The following is a 15,516-nucleotide window of genomic DNA, read 5'->3' on the forward strand; positions in this document are numbered from 1 at the left end:
CCGCTCACCGGCGCCGCCCGCATTCCGAGACCCCGTGACCCGCCCTCCCCTCACCGGCATACGGTGGGACGCAACACCGCACACAAGGAGATACCCAGTGGCCGAGCTGTTCTACGACGCCGACGCCGACCTGTCCATCATCCAGGGCCGCAAGGTCGCGGTCATCGGTTACGGCAGCCAGGGCCACGCCCACGCCCTGTCGCTGCGCGACTCCGGTGTCGACGTGCGCGTCGGTCTGCACGAGGGCTCCAAGTCCAAGGCCAAGGCCGAGGAGCAGGGCCTGCGCGTGGTGAGCCCCTCCGAGGCCGCCGCCGAGGCCGACGTCATCATGATCCTCGTCCCGGACCCGATCCAGGCCCAGGTCTACGAGGAGCACATCGCCGGCAACCTGAAGGACGGCGACGCCCTGTTCTTCGGCCACGGCCTGAACATCCGCTACGGCTTCATCAAGCCCCCGGCCGGCGTCGACGTCTGCATGGTCGCCCCCAAGGGCCCGGGCCACCTGGTGCGCCGCCAGTACGAGGAGGGCCGCGGCGTCCCCTGCATCGTGGCCGTCGAGCAGGACGCCACCGGCGACGCCTTCGCGCTGGCCCTGTCCTACGCCAAGGGCATCGGCGGCACCCGCGCCGGCGTCATCAAGACCACCTTCACCGAGGAGACCGAGACCGACCTCTTCGGTGAGCAGGCCGTGCTCTGCGGCGGCACCGCCGCCCTGGTCAAGGCGGGCTTCGAGACCCTGGTCGAGGCCGGCTACCAGCCCGAGATCGCCTACTTCGAGTGCCTCCACGAGCTGAAGCTGATCGTCGACCTCATGTACGAGGGCGGCCTGGAGAAGATGCGCTGGTCGATCTCCGAGACCGCCGAGTGGGGCGACTACGTCACCGGCCCGCGCATCATCACCGACGCCACCAAGGCCGAGATGAAGAAGGTCCTCGCCGAGATCCAGGACGGCACCTTCGCCAAGAACTGGATGGACGAGTACCACGGCGGCCTGAAGAAGTACAACGAGTACAAGCAGCAGGACTCCGAGCACCTGCTGGAGACCACCGGCAAGGAGCTGCGCAAGCTCATGAGCTGGGTCGACGAGGAGGCGTAGGGCCCCGGCCGCAGGGGCTCCGGACGAGCGTCCCGGACCCCCCGGCCCACGCCGGGCGGCACCGTTCCCACGGTGCCGCCCCCTCATCCGCCCACCAACGGGTGATCGTTTGGCAGAGGCGCAGGACGCCGCCCGCCGCGCCACTACACTGCTGCACAACAACGCGTCAGGCTCACAGCGTCGTGCGTCTTCCACGCGGCCACTCAACCCTCCACCGCATGCGGCCGTCGGGACGGCCGTCCGCATTGGACCTGTGAGGACTCACGTGAGCTCGAAACCCGTCGTACTCATCGCTGAAGAGCTGTCGCCCGCCACCGTGGACGCGCTTGGCCCCGACTTCGAGATCCGCCACTGCAACGGTGCGGACCGTAGCGAGCTGCTGCCCGCCATCGCCGACGTGGACGCCATCCTGGTGCGCTCCGCCACCAAGGTCGACGCCGAGGCCATCGCCGCCGCCGGCCGTCTGAAGGTCGTCGCCCGCGCCGGTGTCGGCCTGGACAACGTGGACGTCTCCGCCGCCACCAAGGCCGGCGTGATGGTCGTCAACGCCCCGACCTCCAACATCGTCACCGCCGCCGAGCTGGCCTGCGGTCTGCTCGTCGCCACCGCCCGCCACATCCCGCAGGCCAACGCCGCGCTGAAGAACGGCGAGTGGAAGCGCAGCAAGTACACCGGCGTCGAGCTGGCCGAGAAGACCCTCGGCGTCGTCGGCCTCGGCCGCATCGGTGCCCTGGTCGCCCAGCGCATGTCCGCCTTCGGCATGAAGGTCGTCGCCTACGACCCCTACGTGCAGCCCGCGCGCGCCGCCCAGATGGGCGTCAAGGTCCTGCCGCTGGACGAGTTGCTGGAGGTCGCCGACTTCATCACCGTCCACCTGCCCAAGACCCCCGAGACCCTCGGCCTGATCGGCGAGGAGGCGCTGCGCAAGGTCAAGCCCGGCGTCCGCATCGTCAACGCCGCTCGCGGCGGCATCGTCGACGAGGAGGCGCTGTACGCGGCGCTCAAGGAGGGCCGGGTCGCCGGCGCCGGCCTCGACGTGTACGCCAAGGAGCCCTGCACCGACTCGCCGCTGTTCGAGTTCGACCAGGTCGTCTGCACCCCGCACCTCGGCGCCTCCACCGACGAGGCCCAGGAGAAGGCCGGCATCGCCGTCGCCCGGTCGGTGCGCCTCGCCCTCGCCGGTGAGCTGGTCCCGGACGCGGTCAACGTCCAGGGCGGTGTCATCGCCGAGGACGTCAAGCCCGGGCTGCCGCTGGCCGAGCGCCTCGGCCGCATCTTCACGGCGCTGGCCGGCGAGGTCGCCGTCCGCCTCGACGTCGAGGTCTACGGCGAGATCACCCAGCACGACGTCAAGGTGCTGGAGCTGTCCGCCCTCAAGGGTGTCTTCGAGGACGTCGTCGACGAGACCGTCTCCTACGTCAACGCCCCGCTGTTCGCGCAGGAGCGCGGCGTCGAGGTCCGGCTGACCACCAGCTCCGAGTCGCCCGAGCACCGCAACGTGGTCACCGTGCGCGGCACCCTCGCGGACGGCCAGGAGGTCTCCGTCTCCGGCACGCTGGCCGGTCCGAAGCACCTCCAGAAGATCGTCGCCATCGGCGCGTACGACGTCGACCTGGCCCTCGCGGACCACATGGTGGTGCTGCGCTACGAGGACCGCCCCGGTGTCGTCGGCACCGTCGGCCGCATCATCGGCGAGGCCGGGCTCAACATCGCCGGCATGCAGGTCTCCCGCTCGACCGTCGGCGGCGAGGCGCTCGCCGTGCTCACCGTCGACGACACCGTGCCCGCCGGGGTGCTGGCCGAGGTCGAGGCCGAGATCGGCGCCACGTCCGCCCGCTCGGTGAACCTGGCCTGAGGCGCCCGGCCCCGGACGGGGCCGCCCTCCACGCCGGACGGGCCGACCACCGAGGTCGGCCCGTCCGGCGTTTCCGCGTCCGCTCCGGCACCGTTTCCGCGCTCGCTCCGGCACCGTTTCCGCGTCCGTCACCCCTGGCGTCGCCCCCGTGCCCGTCACCCCGGGCGGCGGTGGCAGGGAGAAGCGCTACAGGCGGTGCGCCTTGAGCGCCATGTGCAGCAGCAGCCGGTCCTCGCCGTCGTCCAGGTCCAGTCCGGTGAGCTGCTCCACCCTGGACAGCCGGTAGTACAGCGTCTGGCGGTGGATGCCCAGCTCGGCGGCGGTGCGCCCGGCCTGCCCGGCCCGGTCCAGATACACCTCGGCGGTGCGGGCCAGCTCCCGGTGGGCGGGCCCCAGCAGCGTCCGCACCGCCACGTCCTGCCCCGCGCGCGGCGGCAGCGCGGTCAGCAGGCGGTACGGACCGATCGACGCCCACTGGGCCACCGGCCCGAACCCCGGCTCCGCCAGCGCCGCCCGCGCCGACGCCGACGCCTCCCGCCACGCCTCGGTCAGCTCCGCGAGCCCGGTGCGCGGCCCCGCCACCCCCGCCGCCGCCTCCCGGGCCCGCTCCAGCAGCCGCCCCGCCGCCGCGAGCGCCGGGCCCGGCACGTCCGTCGACCGCAGCCGCACCAGCAGCGCCAGCGCGTGCCCGGCCGGCCCCCACGGCACCGTGCACAGCGCCTCCGCCCCCGGCACCGTGCGCACCGACGGCGCGTCGTCCGGCGCCGAGGTCCAGGGCGCCACGCACACCACCGTGTGCGGGGTGTCGGCGCGGGCCCCCAGCGCGGAGCGCAGCTCCGTCACCGCCATGTCCCGTTGCCAGTCCCGCTCGGCGGTCAGCACCGCCCGCAGCTCCCGGCTCAGGTCCGCGCCCTGCTGCGCCTCGTCCGCGAGCAGCGCGCCGATCCGGGCCGTCACCTCCATGGCCGCGGCGAGCTGCCGCTCCGTGGGGCCCGGCTCGGTGTCCAGCAGCCAGACGTAGCCGAGGACGACACCCCGATGGCGTACCGGCAGGCAGATCCTTCCCCGGTACACGCCCGCCTCCGGCGTCGGCGGGATGCGCACCGGGCCGGTGGCGCGGGTGATGCCGAAGCCCTCGAACCACTCCCGCACCGCCGCCGTCGAGCGCCGGGTGAGGATCGAGCGGGTGCGCACCGGGTCCAGCGCGGAGGGGTCGAGGTCGCCCTCGCTGTCGTAGACGCCGAAGGAGATCAGCTCGAAGTCCCGGTTCTCCAGCGTGGCCGGGGCGCCCAGCAGCTCGGAGATCTCGTCCACCAGCTCCTGGTACTCGCCCCGGGCCCGGACGGCACCGCCCCCCGTGCCTCCGGGGGCGCCCCGGTCCCCGCTGTCCCCGGCCGCGCCGGGGCCGCTGGCGTCCCGGGGGTCTCCTGAGCCTCTGGAATCCGACGTCACCCGGACATTCTGTCGCATCACGCCGCGCTTTTCAGACAGATGTCTGAGATCGGGGGCACGGATGCGTGACGTCTGTCGATAGCCCGGGAACCGGGGCGAACCTAGATTTCACGGTGGTTCTCCGTGCCGTTCCCGGAACGTCCGTTCCCGTCGGACCGGCCCCGTTCTGGTTGGTAAGTGGAGGTGCCCCGTGCTGGGTCCCGTGATTCTCGCCGCGTCGCGCAGCGACCGGATGCGCCGTCTGGTCTCCGCCGCGCCGGTGACCAAGCCGGTCGTCGACCGCTTCATCCCGGGTGAGCGGGTCGACCAGATCCTCCCCATCATCCGCGACCTGACCGACCGGGGCCTCGAACTGACGATGGACGTCGTCGGCGAGGACATCACCCGCCCCGACCAGGCCGAGGCCGCCCGCGACGCCTACCTGGAGCTGATCGAGCACCTCGGCCCGCTGGAGCTGGGCACCCGCGCCGAGATGTCCGTCAAGCTCTCCATGTTCGGCCAGGCGCTGGACGGGGGCCACGAGCTGGCCCTGAAGAACGTCCGCCCGGTCGTCGAGGCCGCCGCCGCCATCGGCACCACCGTCACCCTGGACGCCGAGGACCACACCACCCTCGACTCGATGTTCGCCATCCACGAGGAGCTGCGGAAGGAGTTCCCCGAGACCGGCTGCGTCATCCAGGCGTACCTCTTCCGCACCGAGGACGACGCGCGCCGCCTCGCCGCGAGCGGCTCTCGCGTACGGTTGGTAAAGGGCGCCTACAAGGAGCCCGCCGAGGTCGCACACCAGGACAAGCACGAGATCGACAGGGCGTACGTCCGCATCCTCAGGACGCTGATGGAGGGCGAGGGCTATCCGATGATCGGGTCCCACGACCCGCGTCTGATCTCCATCGCCCAGGAACTCGCCCGGCTCGCGGGCCGCAAGCTCGACGAGTACGAGTTCCAGATGCTCTACGGCATCCGCGGCGACGAGCACCTGCGGCTGGCCGCCGAGGGCCACCGCATGCGCGTCTACACCGCCTACGGCACCGACTGGTACGGCTACTTCATGCGCCGTCTGGCGGAGAAGCCGGCGAACCTGCGTTTCTTCGTCCGCTCGATGGTCAGCAAGGGCTGAGCGGCCGGGGCCGGCGCCCCTCGGGGCGGAGCAGCCCCCGGCCGATCCCGCAGCACAGCTCGAAACCGCTCAACGTCAAGGAGTCCCGGAACTTATGGACGCTGTGACCCAGGTCCCCACCCCCGTCAACGAGCCGGTCCACGGCTACGCCCCCGGCTCACCCGAGCGCGCCCGCCTGGAGGCGAAGCTCAAGGAACTGGCCGACAACCCCGTCGACCTGCCCTGCACCATCGGCGGCGAGAAGCGGATGGGCGGCGGCGAGCGCTTCGACGTCGTGCAGCCGCACAACCACAAGGCCCGCCTGGGCACGTACGCGAACGCGACCCAGCAGGACGCCCGGGACGCCGTCGACGCCGCCCTGGCCGCCGCCCCCGCCTGGCGCGCGATGTCCTTCGACGACCGCGCGGCGATCATCCTGCGCGCCGCCGAGCTGCTGGCCGGCCCCTGGCGCGAGACCATCGCCGCCTCCACCATGCTCGGCCAGTCGAAGACCGCCCAGCAGGCCGAGATCGACAGCCCCTGCGAGCTGGTCGACTTCTGGCGGTTCAACGTCCACTACGCGCGCGGCATCCTCGCCGAGCAGCCCCCGGCCAACTCGCCGGGCGTGTGGAACCGCATGGACCACCGCCCGCTGGAGGGCTTCGTCTACGCGATCACGCCGTTCAACTTCAGCGCCATCGCCGCCAACCTGCCCACCGCCCCCGCCCTCATGGGCAACGTGGTGGTCTGGAAGCCGTCCCCGACGCAGACCCACGCCGCCGTGCTGCTGATGAGCCTCCTGGAGGAGGCCGGGCTGCCCAAGGGCGTCATCAACCTCGTCACCGGCGACGGCATCGACGTCTCCGAGGTCACCCTGAACCACCGCGACCTCGCGGGCATCCACTTCACCGGCTCGACCCGGACCTTCCAGTACCTGTGGAAGACGGTCGGCGCCAACATCGAGAAGTACCGCACCTATCCGCGCCTGGTCGGCGAGACCGGCGGCAAGGACTTCCTCGTCGCCCACCCGAGCGCCGACCGCGCCGTGCTCAAGACCGCCCTGACCCGCGGCGCCTTCGAGTACCAGGGCCAGAAGTGCAGCGCCACCTCCCGCGCCTACGTCCCGGCGTCCATCTGGAACGACGGCTTCAAGGAGGAGTTCGCGGCCGAGATCGATGGGCTCACCATGGGTGACGTCACCGACCTCTCGCACTTCGTCGGCGCCGTCATCGACGAGCGGTCCTTCGCCAAGAACAAGGCCGCCATCGACCGCGCCCACGAGGACGCGAGCTGCACCGTCGTCGCCGGCGGCACCTACGACGACTCGGTCGGCTACTTCGTCCGCCCGACCGTCATCGAGTGCTCCGACCCGGAGAACGAGGTCTTCCGCACCGAGTACTTCGGCCCGATCCTCGCCGTGCACGTCTACGAGGACGACGCCTACGACGAGATGCTGACGCAGATGGAGGCCGTCTCCGACTACGCCCTCACCGGCTCGGTCGTCTCCGCGGACCGCGCCGCTGCCGCGTACACCATGGAGAAGCTCCGCTACGCGGCCGGCAACTTCTACATCAACGACAAGTCGACCGGCGCCGTCGTCGGCCAGCAGCCCTTCGGCGGCGGCCGTGCCTCCGGCACCAACGACAAGGCCGGCGCCCCGCAGAACCTCATGCGGTGGACGCTGACCCGCGCGATCAAGGAGACGCTGGTCCCGCCGACCGACTACTCCTACCCGCACATGGGCTGACGCCCGGCGCGATCCCGACGGGCCAGGTCCTCCCGGGGACCTGGCCCGTTCCGCGTCCCCCCGCCGGGCCCGCGGCGACAATGGCCCCATGACCCCTCGACCGCGCCTCGCCCACACCGCCGACCTCGCCCCCGGTGAGCTGGCCGCCGTCCGCGTCCTGCTCGACGACGCCTTCGACGGCGACTTCAGCGACGACGACTGGGACCACACCCTCGGCGGACTGCACGCCCTCGTCCACGACGGACGGGGCCTCGCCGCGCACGGCGCGGTGGTGATGCGGCGGGTCCGGCACGCCGGGCGGTGGCGGCGCGTCGGCTACGTGGAGGGCGTCGCCGTCCGCTCCGACGTCCGGCGCACCGGGCTCGGCGGCCTGGTGATGGGCGCGCTGGAGACCGCCGTCACCCGCGCCTACGACTTCGGCGCGCTCTCCGCCTCCGCCGACGGCGCCGCCCTCTACGCCTCCCGCGGCTGGACCGCGTGGAGCGGCCGCATCCTCGCCCTCGGCCCCGGCGGCCCCGTGCGGCTGGCCGACGAGGAGGGCAGCACCCACGTATGGCCCGCCCCGGACGCCGCCGAGGACCCCGAGCTGCTCTTCGACTGGCGCGACGGCGACGTCCTCTGAGATATCCGCAGGTCAGCGGGGTGTGAGGGGGTTCACTGTCTCAGATAGTAGGAAGCCCGAGTAATTGTGCAGACAGACACCCCCCGCTCCCTTACTTTTGTAGGAGCCGAACGTACTCGCCGACCAGGCGAATGGCGGTCGTGAGCCGTGCCCCGGCGCAGGAAACCCCTGCGGCACCGGCTCCCCGCCCACTCCGGCGTCTCGAACCCCCTTTCTCCGCACCGTTCTCCGCACCGTCGTGTGCCGTGCCGAAGGAGCTGTCCCATGGCCGAGACCGCCGTCCGCCGCCGTGTCCGTCACCACTCCCGTACCAGCGACTCCGACCGCAGGAACGCCGCCGCCGCGCTCCAGCGCGCCCTCGACCGCCGCGACAACGGCGGCTCCACCGGCCACTGAGACACGGTCCGGCCCGGGGTGTCCGTATCGCGGACGCCGCGTGTCATCCCGTGGGACAGGGAGTACGGTGCCGTCATGTCTCGCAGCATCAATCTCGCAGTGATCCCCGGTGACGGCATCGGCCAGGAGGTCGTGGCCGAGGGTCTGAAGGTCCTCTCCGCCGTCCTTCCGCAGGACGTGAAGCTGGAGACCAGGGAATTCGACTTCGGCGCCCGGCGCTACCACGCCACCGGTGAGACCCTCACCGACGCCGACCTCGACGCCCTCAAGGGCCACGACGCCATCCTGCTCGGCGCGATCGGCGACCCGTCGGTCCCCTCCGGCGTACTGGAGCGCGGCTTCCTGCTCAAGCTCCGCTTCGCCTTCGACCACCACGTGAACCTGCGTCCGTCGAAGCTGCTGCCGGGGGTCTCCAGCCCCCTCGCCGGAGAGCCGGAGATCGACTTCGTCGTCGTCCGCGAGGGCACCGAGGGCCCCTACACGGGCAACGGCGGCACCATTCGCAAGGGCACCGAGCACGAGGTCGCCACCGAGGTCTCCGTCAACACCGCCTTCGGCGTCGAGCGCGTCGTCCGCGACGCCTTCGCCCGCGCCCAGGCCCGCCCCCGCAAGAAGCTCGCGCTCATCCACAAGAACAACGTGCTGACCTTCGCCGGTCACCTGTGGACGAACGTCTTCAACGCCGTGGCCGCGGAGTTCCCCGAGGTCACCACCGAGTACATGCACGTGGACGCGGCGACGATCTACCTCGTCACGCAGCCCGAGCGCTTCGACGTGATCGTCACCGACAACCTCTTCGGCGACATCATCACCGACCTCGCCGCGGCCGTCTCCGGCGGCATCGGCGTCGCCGCCAGCGGAAACATCAACCCGGCCGGCGAGTTCCCCTCGATGTTCGAGCCGGTGCACGGCTCCGCGCCCGACATCGCCGGCCAGGGCAAGGCCGACCCCACCGCCACGGTCCTGTCCGTCGCCCTGCTCCTGCGCCACCTCGGCCACGAGGCCGAGGCCGACCGGATCGACGAGGCGGTCGCCGCCGACCTCGGCGAGCGCGCCGGACTGCCCGCCCGCAGCACCACCGAGATCGGTGACGCGCTCGCGGTACGCGTGGCAGGCTGACACCCGCCGAGCCCTCGATCACAACCCTTCGAAGCCGCCGGGTCCGTCACACAAGGCACCCGGCGGCTTTCTCCCGTCCCCGCCGGGTGCGATTATCGAACCCCGGGCCGCTGCCACGCCGTTCGGCCGTCACCGTCCCGGCGTTCCCCCATGCGCGATAATCGGACATGAAGCCGCGACGTGAGGGAATGCTCGGACGTCCCACTATCGGCCACCGGCCGTGCGGACGTGACAGCGGCTCGTCACAACCACACCGGTGAGGACAACAACCCATGACGACGCCCACGATCGAGCTCAAGCCCTCCGCCCACCCCCTCTCCGACGCGGAGCGCCGGACGATTCTGGCCGACCCCGGGTTCGGCCGCCACTTCACCGACCACATGGTGACGGTCAAGTGGACCGAGGGCCGCGGCTGGCACGACGGCCAGCTCGTGCCGTACGCCCCCCTCGCCCTCGACCCCGCCACCATGGTGCTGCACTACGCGCAGGAGATCTTCGAGGGGCTGAAGGCCTACCGGCAGCCCGACGGTTCCGTCGCCACCTTCCGGCCGGAGAAGAACGCCCTCCGCTTCCAGGCGTCCGCCCGCCGCCTGGGCATGCCCGAACTGCCCGTCGAGACGTTCACCGAGGCCTGCGACGCGCTGGTCCGCCAGGACCGCGAGTGGGTCCCCGGGCACGGCGGCGAGGAATCCCTGTACCTGCGGCCCTTCATGATCGCCACCGAGGTCGGCCTAGGCGTCCGCCCCGCCAACGAATACCTCTTCCTGGTCATCGCCTCCCCGGCCGGCGCCTACTTCTCCGGCGGGCTGAAGCCCGTCTCCATCTGGATCTCCGAGGACCGCGTCCGCGCCGTCCCCGGCGGCATGGGCGACGCCAAGACCGGCGGCAACTACGCCGCCTCCCTGCTCGCCCAGGCCGAGGCCGCGACCAAGGGCTGCGACCAGGTCTGCTACCTGGACGCCGTCGAGCACCGCTGGGTCGAGGAACTGGGCGGGATGAACCTGTACTTCGTCTACGGCGACCGGATCGTCACCCCGTCCCTCACCGGCTCCATCCTGGAGGGCGTCACCCGCGACTCCCTCCTCACCGTCGCCCGCGACCTCGGCTACCGGGCCGAGGAGGGCCGTGTCTCGGTCGACCAGTGGCAGCGCGACTCCGAGAACGGCACCCTCACCGAGGTCTTCGCCTGCGGCACCGCCGCCGTGATCACCCCCGTCGGCACGGTGAAGCGGGCCGGGGCCGAATGGCGGCAGAGCGGCGGCGAGACCGGCGCGGTCACCCAGCGGCTGCGGGACGCCCTGCTCGACATCCAGCGCGGCACCGCCCCCGATCCCCACGGCTGGATGCACCGTCTGGCCTGATCTCCCGGCGGGCGTCCGGACCCCGGTCCCGGACGCCCGCCGTTCGCATCCTGAGACGGGCGGTGGAGACGGGCGCGGACTGTGCCAGACTGCGAACGTGCTCTCGTTCGCCACGATTATTGGCAGCAGGCGCGCCGGTCCGCAGTGACCATCCCGTACGACCAGGTACGGGTGGACACCGTCGTCCTCGACCCGCGCGCAGACCTCTCGCACCCGCGAGAGGTTTTTCTGTTTCCCGGCCCACCCCGCACCGGGAAGAGAGCACGCGGGATCATAGACGGACGGTGGAACCGGTTATTCCGGTAGACCGAGATCCCCCTACAGGAGTCCTCAGATCATGACCGCAACCAGCGAACTCGACGATTCGTTCCACGTCTTCGACACCACCCTCCGCGACGGCGCCCAGCGCGAGGGCATCAACCTCACCGTCGCCGACAAGCTGGCCATCGCACGGCACCTGGACGACTTCGGAGTGGGCTTCATCGAGGGCGGCTGGCCCGGCGCCAACCCGCGCGACACCGAGTTCTTCGCCCGCGCCGCACAGGAGATCGACTTCCGGCACGCCCAGCTCGTCGCCTTCGGCTCCACCCGCCGCGCCGGCACCAGCGCCGCCGACGACCCGCAGGTCAAGGCCCTGCTGGACTCCGGGGCCCAGGTGATCACCCTGGTCGCCAAGTCCCACGACCGCCATGTCGAACTGGCCCTGCGCACCACCCTTGACGAGAACCTGGCCATGGTCGCCGACACCGTCGCCCACCTCAAGGCGCAGGGCCGCCGCGTCTTCGTCGACTGCGAGCACTTCTTCGACGGCCACCGCGCCAACCCGGAGTACGCCACCGCCGTCGTCCGCGCCGCCGCCGACGCGGGCGCCGACGTCGTCATCCTCTGCGACACCAACGGCGGCATGCTCCCCGCGCAGGTCCAGGCCACCGTCGCCGACGTCCTCGCGGAGACCGGCGCCCGCCTCGGCATCCACGCACAGGACGACACCGGCTGCGCCGTCGCCAACACCCTCGCCGCCGTCGACGCCGGCGCCACCCACGTCCAGTGCACCGCCAACGGCTACGGCGAGCGCGTCGGCAACGCCAACCTCTTCCCCGTCGTCGCCGCCCTGGAGCTCAAGTACGGCCGGACGGTCCTCCCCGAGGGCCGGCTCCGCGAGATGACCCGGATCTCCCACGCCATCGCCGAGGTCGTCAACCTCACCCCCTCCACCCACCAGCCCTACGTCGGCGTCTCCGCCTTCGCCCACAAGGCCGGGCTGCACGCCTCCGCCATCAAGGTCGACCCCGACCTCTACCAGCACATCGACCCCGAGCTGGTCGGCAACACCATGCGGATGCTCGTCTCCGACATGGCCGGCCGCGCCTCCATCGAGCTCAAGGGCAAGGAACTCGGCATCGACCTCGGCGGCGACCGGGAACTCGTCGGCCGGGTCGTCGAACGCGTCAAGGAGCGCGAGCTGCGGGGCTACACCTACGAGGCCGCCGACGCCAGCTTCGAACTGCTGCTGCGCGCCGAGGCCGAGGGCCGCCCCCTCACCTACTTCCGCGTCGAGTCCTGGCGGGCCATCGTCGAGGACCGCCCCGACGGCAGCCACGCCAACGAGGCCACCGTCAAGCTCTGGGCCAAGGGCGAGCGCATCGTCGCCACCGCCGAGGGCAACGGGCCCGTCAACGCCCTGGACCGCGCCCTGCGGGTCGCCCTGGAGAAGATCTACCCCGAGCTGGCCAAGCTCGACCTCGTCGACTACAAGGTCCGCATCCTGGAGGGTGTGCACGGCACCCAGTCCACGACCCGGGTCCTGATCGCCACCACCGACGGCACCGGCGAGTGGTCCACGGTGGGCGTCGCCGAGAACGTGATCGCCGCCTCCTGGCAGGCGCTGGAGGACGCCTACACCTACGGGCTGCTGCGCGCCGGGGTCGCCCCCGCGAAGTGATCCCGCCGTCCCCGTTCCCCCCTCCGGAGCCCGCGGCCCCGGAGGCCCCCGGCGTCCTCCGATGTCTCACGGAGGGGGAATCGGGTACCTCGGCCGTATGAACGGCGTCCGCACCACGCTCCTCCCACGGCTGTCGGCCCCGCGGCCGCGGCTCCTGCGGCTGCTGGCCGTGCCGGTCGTTGCCGCGCTGGCGGTGCTGACGGCCGGCGCGCCCGGTGCCCGTGCCGACACCGGGGCCGGTCCCCGGGCCGACACCAGCCCGGCCCGGATCGGCGCGGCCCTGCGCGACGGGCCGGTGTACGTGGATCCCGCCGCCTCCGGTCTGCTCTCCGCCGCGGACGCCGACGACCTCGCCGCGCGGATCACACGGGCCGACGTCCCCGTCCTCGTCGTGGTCCTGCCGCCCGGCTACCCCACGGCGGACCTCTTCCGGAACCTGCGCACCAGCACCGGTATCACCGGCCTGTACGGCGTCCGGCTCGGCGACGGCTTCGACGCCCGTGCCGACGGCGCGGTGCTCGGGAGCCGGGGCGTGGACAACCTGGTCACCGCCGCCCGGGGCGTCAGCGATCCGAAGGCCCAGCTCGACGGCTTCGTCGACGACGCCGCGCGCAGCGTGCACGGCTCCGCGCCCTCCTCCTGGGACTCCGGCGGTGGCGGCTCCACCCCGACGGCCGCGCTGATCACCGTGGGCGGCATCGTCGCGGCGGGGGCCGCGGGCGCCTACCTCGTCGTACGGCGCGGACGGCGGCGCCGGGAGGAGGAGCGGAGGGAGGCCCTGGAACGGCTGCGCGTGGTCGTCGACGAGGACATCACCGCGTTCGGCGAGGAGCTGGACCGCCTCGACTTCCACCCCGCCGAACCCGGCGCGGACGACGCGATGCGCGAGGACTACGCGCGGGGTCTGGACTCCTACGACCGGGCGAAGGCGGAGATGGCCGCCGCCCGCCGCCCCGAGGACGTGCGGACGGTGACGGAGGCCCTGGAGAACGGACGCTTCTCCCTGGCCCGGCTCGCCGCGCGCCGCGAGGGCCGGGCGCTGCCGGAAAGGCGCCCGCCCTGCTTCTTCGACCCCCGCCACGGCCCGTCGGTCGCGGACGCCGCCTGGACCCCGCCGGGAGGCACCACCCGGGAGGTGCCGGTCTGCGCCGCCGACCGCGCGCGGCTGGCCGACGGCCGGGAGCCGGTGGTCCGGGAGGTGGACACCGAGGCCGGACGGCGGCCGTACTGGGACGCGGGGCCGGCGTACGGGCCCTGGGCCGGGGGGTACTTCGGCGGCGGGATACTGCCCGGTCTGCTGGTGGGGACGATGCTCGGCGGTGTGATGGCCTCGCCCTCGTACGCCGCGGATTACGGGGCGGGGTACGGCGACTTCGGCGACGGCGGGGGGTCCGCGGGAGGGGACGTCTCCGGCGGGGACTTCGATCCCGGGGACTTCGGGGGCGGGTTCGGTGGGGGCGGGGACTTCGGCGGCGGTGGTGGGGGCGGCGATTTCGGGGGCGGGTTCTGAGGCGGGCGGGTTCTGGGGCCGGGGGGTTCTGAGGCGGTTCCGAGGTGGGGGAGGGGCGCCCGCTTCCCGGCCAGTGTCGTGCTTCCGTGAGCCGCGTCAAGGGCGCTGCGCGTCGCCTGCGGCGATGGCCCTGCGGGCCACCCTTGACCCGGCTCACTCCAGCACGGGGGAGAAGCGAGCGGGCGCCCCGGGGAAACGGGTGTCCCACGGGGGTGGCCCCCGCGTCTCCCGGCCCGTACCGGGGTGAAGGGGACGCCGTCGCGTCTCGACCGCACGCCCCGCCGGTTCGGCGTCCACCGCCGGAACCCGGTTCTCCCAGTACCTCTCGGCGGGGGACAGGGAGGCCCACCACTCGGAGCCCCCACAGGTCGGGCTTGGTCCTGGTGGGTGACTCGAAATCCGTGAACACTTCGAGGGAAAGTGTTCACGGATTTCAGACCCCACCCGCCCGCCCCGCTTCGTGATGTCGCTCCGGCCTCCGTCCTCATGTCCGAGGCCGGGGACGGGGGGCGAGGGCCGGGGGCGGGATCAACGTGGCACCCGGCCCCTTGGTGTGAGGACGGATGTGCGGGCGGCCTTGGGCGGGTGGGCGGCCTTCGCCCGGTCGTGTGCTCCGACCAAGGTGCAGGTGACCACGACGAAGGCCGTGGAGGGAGTCTGGTGCCGGGATCCGTTCCGGGGGAAGGGGTTCGGCGGAGCGTCACGCTTCTGGGACGGGTTGTACGCGTGTCCGGCCGCGCGGTGCGGTGAGTCGTTCGAACCGGCCGACACGGCGTCGGGCCCTCCCGCCGGCCGGACGGATGGGCGCTGCCGTGTCCGGACGGTGGCGGCGGGACCACGTCCCCGGCGCCCGTACGGATGGCTGCCGCCCAGGCGTTCCCATCCCCTCCAGCGAGACCCCTGCGGTCTCCTGCGTCTCGCTGGGGCCGGCTTCCGGAGCGGGCGGGACTGGCTTCGGGTTCCGGACGGGGAGGGGGGCGGCCAGGGGCGTGGGCGTCGACGATCGGGGTGTGCGTGTCGGGGATCGTCGGTGTGCTGTGTCATCGGTGGGGGGGCGCTGAGACGGCGTGGCGTGCTTGCGGGGCGCTGTCGCGTCCCGTGTCGCCGGGTCACTGGGAGCCGGGGCCGGGGTGGCCGGCGGTGGGACACCCGTTCCCCCCGGGCCGCCNGCTCGCTTCTTCCCCGTGCTGGAGCGGGCCGGGTCAAGGGTGGCCCGCAGGGCCATCGCCGCAGGCGACGCGCAGCGCCCTTGACGCGGCCCGTGGAAGCACGACCCTGGCAGGGAAGCGGGCGGCCCCCACGACCACCCCCCGAAGCCAC

Annotated in this window: 11 protein-coding genes; 10 read left to right on the top strand and 1 reads right to left on the bottom strand. The window is 72.5% G+C overall.

Annotated features, from left to right (window positions below; all coding sequences use genetic code 11):
* Positions 1 to 97 precede the first annotated feature (97 nt).
* Entirely contained in the window at positions 98 to 1,096 is a 999-nt protein-coding gene (gene ilvC, locus GTY84_RS04500; protein WP_161224781.1) for a ketol-acid reductoisomerase, read from the top strand.
* Between the two features lie 265 nt (positions 1,097 to 1,361).
* Positions 1,362 to 2,951 (top strand): phosphoglycerate dehydrogenase, encoded by a 1,590-nt coding sequence (gene serA / locus GTY84_RS04505; RefSeq protein WP_161224782.1) that lies wholly within the window; start codon positions 1,362 to 1,364, stop codon positions 2,949 to 2,951.
* Positions 2,952 to 3,137: 186 nt separating this feature from the next.
* Here serA and GTY84_RS04510 read toward each other — a convergent pair whose 3' ends face one another.
* Positions 3,138 to 4,421, bottom strand: a complete 1,284-nt coding sequence (locus tag GTY84_RS04510) for a helix-turn-helix domain-containing protein (RefSeq protein WP_161224783.1) — start codon at positions 4,419 to 4,421, stop codon at positions 3,138 to 3,140.
* Positions 4,422 to 4,593: 172 nt separating this feature from the next.
* Between GTY84_RS04510 and GTY84_RS04515 the strand changes: the two genes are divergently transcribed.
* From GTY84_RS04515 to GTY84_RS04545, 8 genes are all read left to right on the top strand, one after another.
* A complete protein-coding gene (locus GTY84_RS04515; RefSeq protein ID WP_161224784.1) occupies positions 4,594 to 5,520 on the top strand; it encodes a proline dehydrogenase family protein in 927 nt (308 codons plus the stop codon).
* A gap of 94 nt (positions 5,521 to 5,614) precedes the next feature.
* Positions 5,615 to 7,246 carry an L-glutamate gamma-semialdehyde dehydrogenase gene (gene pruA / locus GTY84_RS04520; RefSeq protein WP_161224785.1) on the top strand — a complete coding sequence of 544 codons (1,632 nt, stop codon included), beginning with the start codon at positions 5,615 to 5,617 and terminating at the stop codon, positions 7,244 to 7,246.
* 88 nt (positions 7,247 to 7,334) lie between these two features.
* Complete coding sequence (locus tag GTY84_RS04525; protein WP_161224786.1) at positions 7,335 to 7,868, top strand: GNAT family N-acetyltransferase; 534 nt, start codon at positions 7,335 to 7,337, stop codon at positions 7,866 to 7,868.
* A gap of 264 nt (positions 7,869 to 8,132) precedes the next feature.
* Positions 8,133 to 8,264: a hypothetical protein gene (locus GTY84_RS34490; RefSeq protein ID WP_265294565.1), complete on the top strand. Its 132-nt coding sequence runs from the start codon at positions 8,133 to 8,135 to the stop codon at positions 8,262 to 8,264.
* A gap of 75 nt (positions 8,265 to 8,339) precedes the next feature.
* The gene (locus GTY84_RS04530) at positions 8,340 to 9,383 is read left to right on the top strand and encodes a 3-isopropylmalate dehydrogenase (protein ID WP_161224787.1); all 1,044 of its coding nucleotides are present in this window, start codon (positions 8,340 to 8,342) and stop codon (positions 9,381 to 9,383) included.
* A 272-nt stretch (positions 9,384 to 9,655) separates the two neighbouring features.
* Positions 9,656 to 10,744: a branched-chain amino acid aminotransferase gene (locus GTY84_RS04535; protein WP_161224788.1), complete on the top strand. Its 1,089-nt coding sequence runs from the start codon at positions 9,656 to 9,658 to the stop codon at positions 10,742 to 10,744.
* Between the two features lie 337 nt (positions 10,745 to 11,081).
* Complete coding sequence (gene cimA, locus GTY84_RS04540; RefSeq protein WP_161224789.1) at positions 11,082 to 12,686, top strand: citramalate synthase; 1,605 nt, start codon at positions 11,082 to 11,084, stop codon at positions 12,684 to 12,686.
* A gap of 97 nt (positions 12,687 to 12,783) precedes the next feature.
* Positions 12,784 to 14,196, top strand: coding sequence for a hypothetical protein (locus GTY84_RS04545; RefSeq protein WP_161224790.1), 1,413 nt, complete (start codon positions 12,784 to 12,786; stop codon positions 14,194 to 14,196).
* Positions 14,197 to 15,516 lie beyond the last annotated feature (1,320 nt).

Origin of the sequence: Streptomyces sp. SID8352 (genome assembly GCF_009862265.1) — a bacterium.
Taxonomy (GTDB): Bacteria; Actinomycetota; Actinomycetes; order Streptomycetales; family Streptomycetaceae; genus Streptomyces.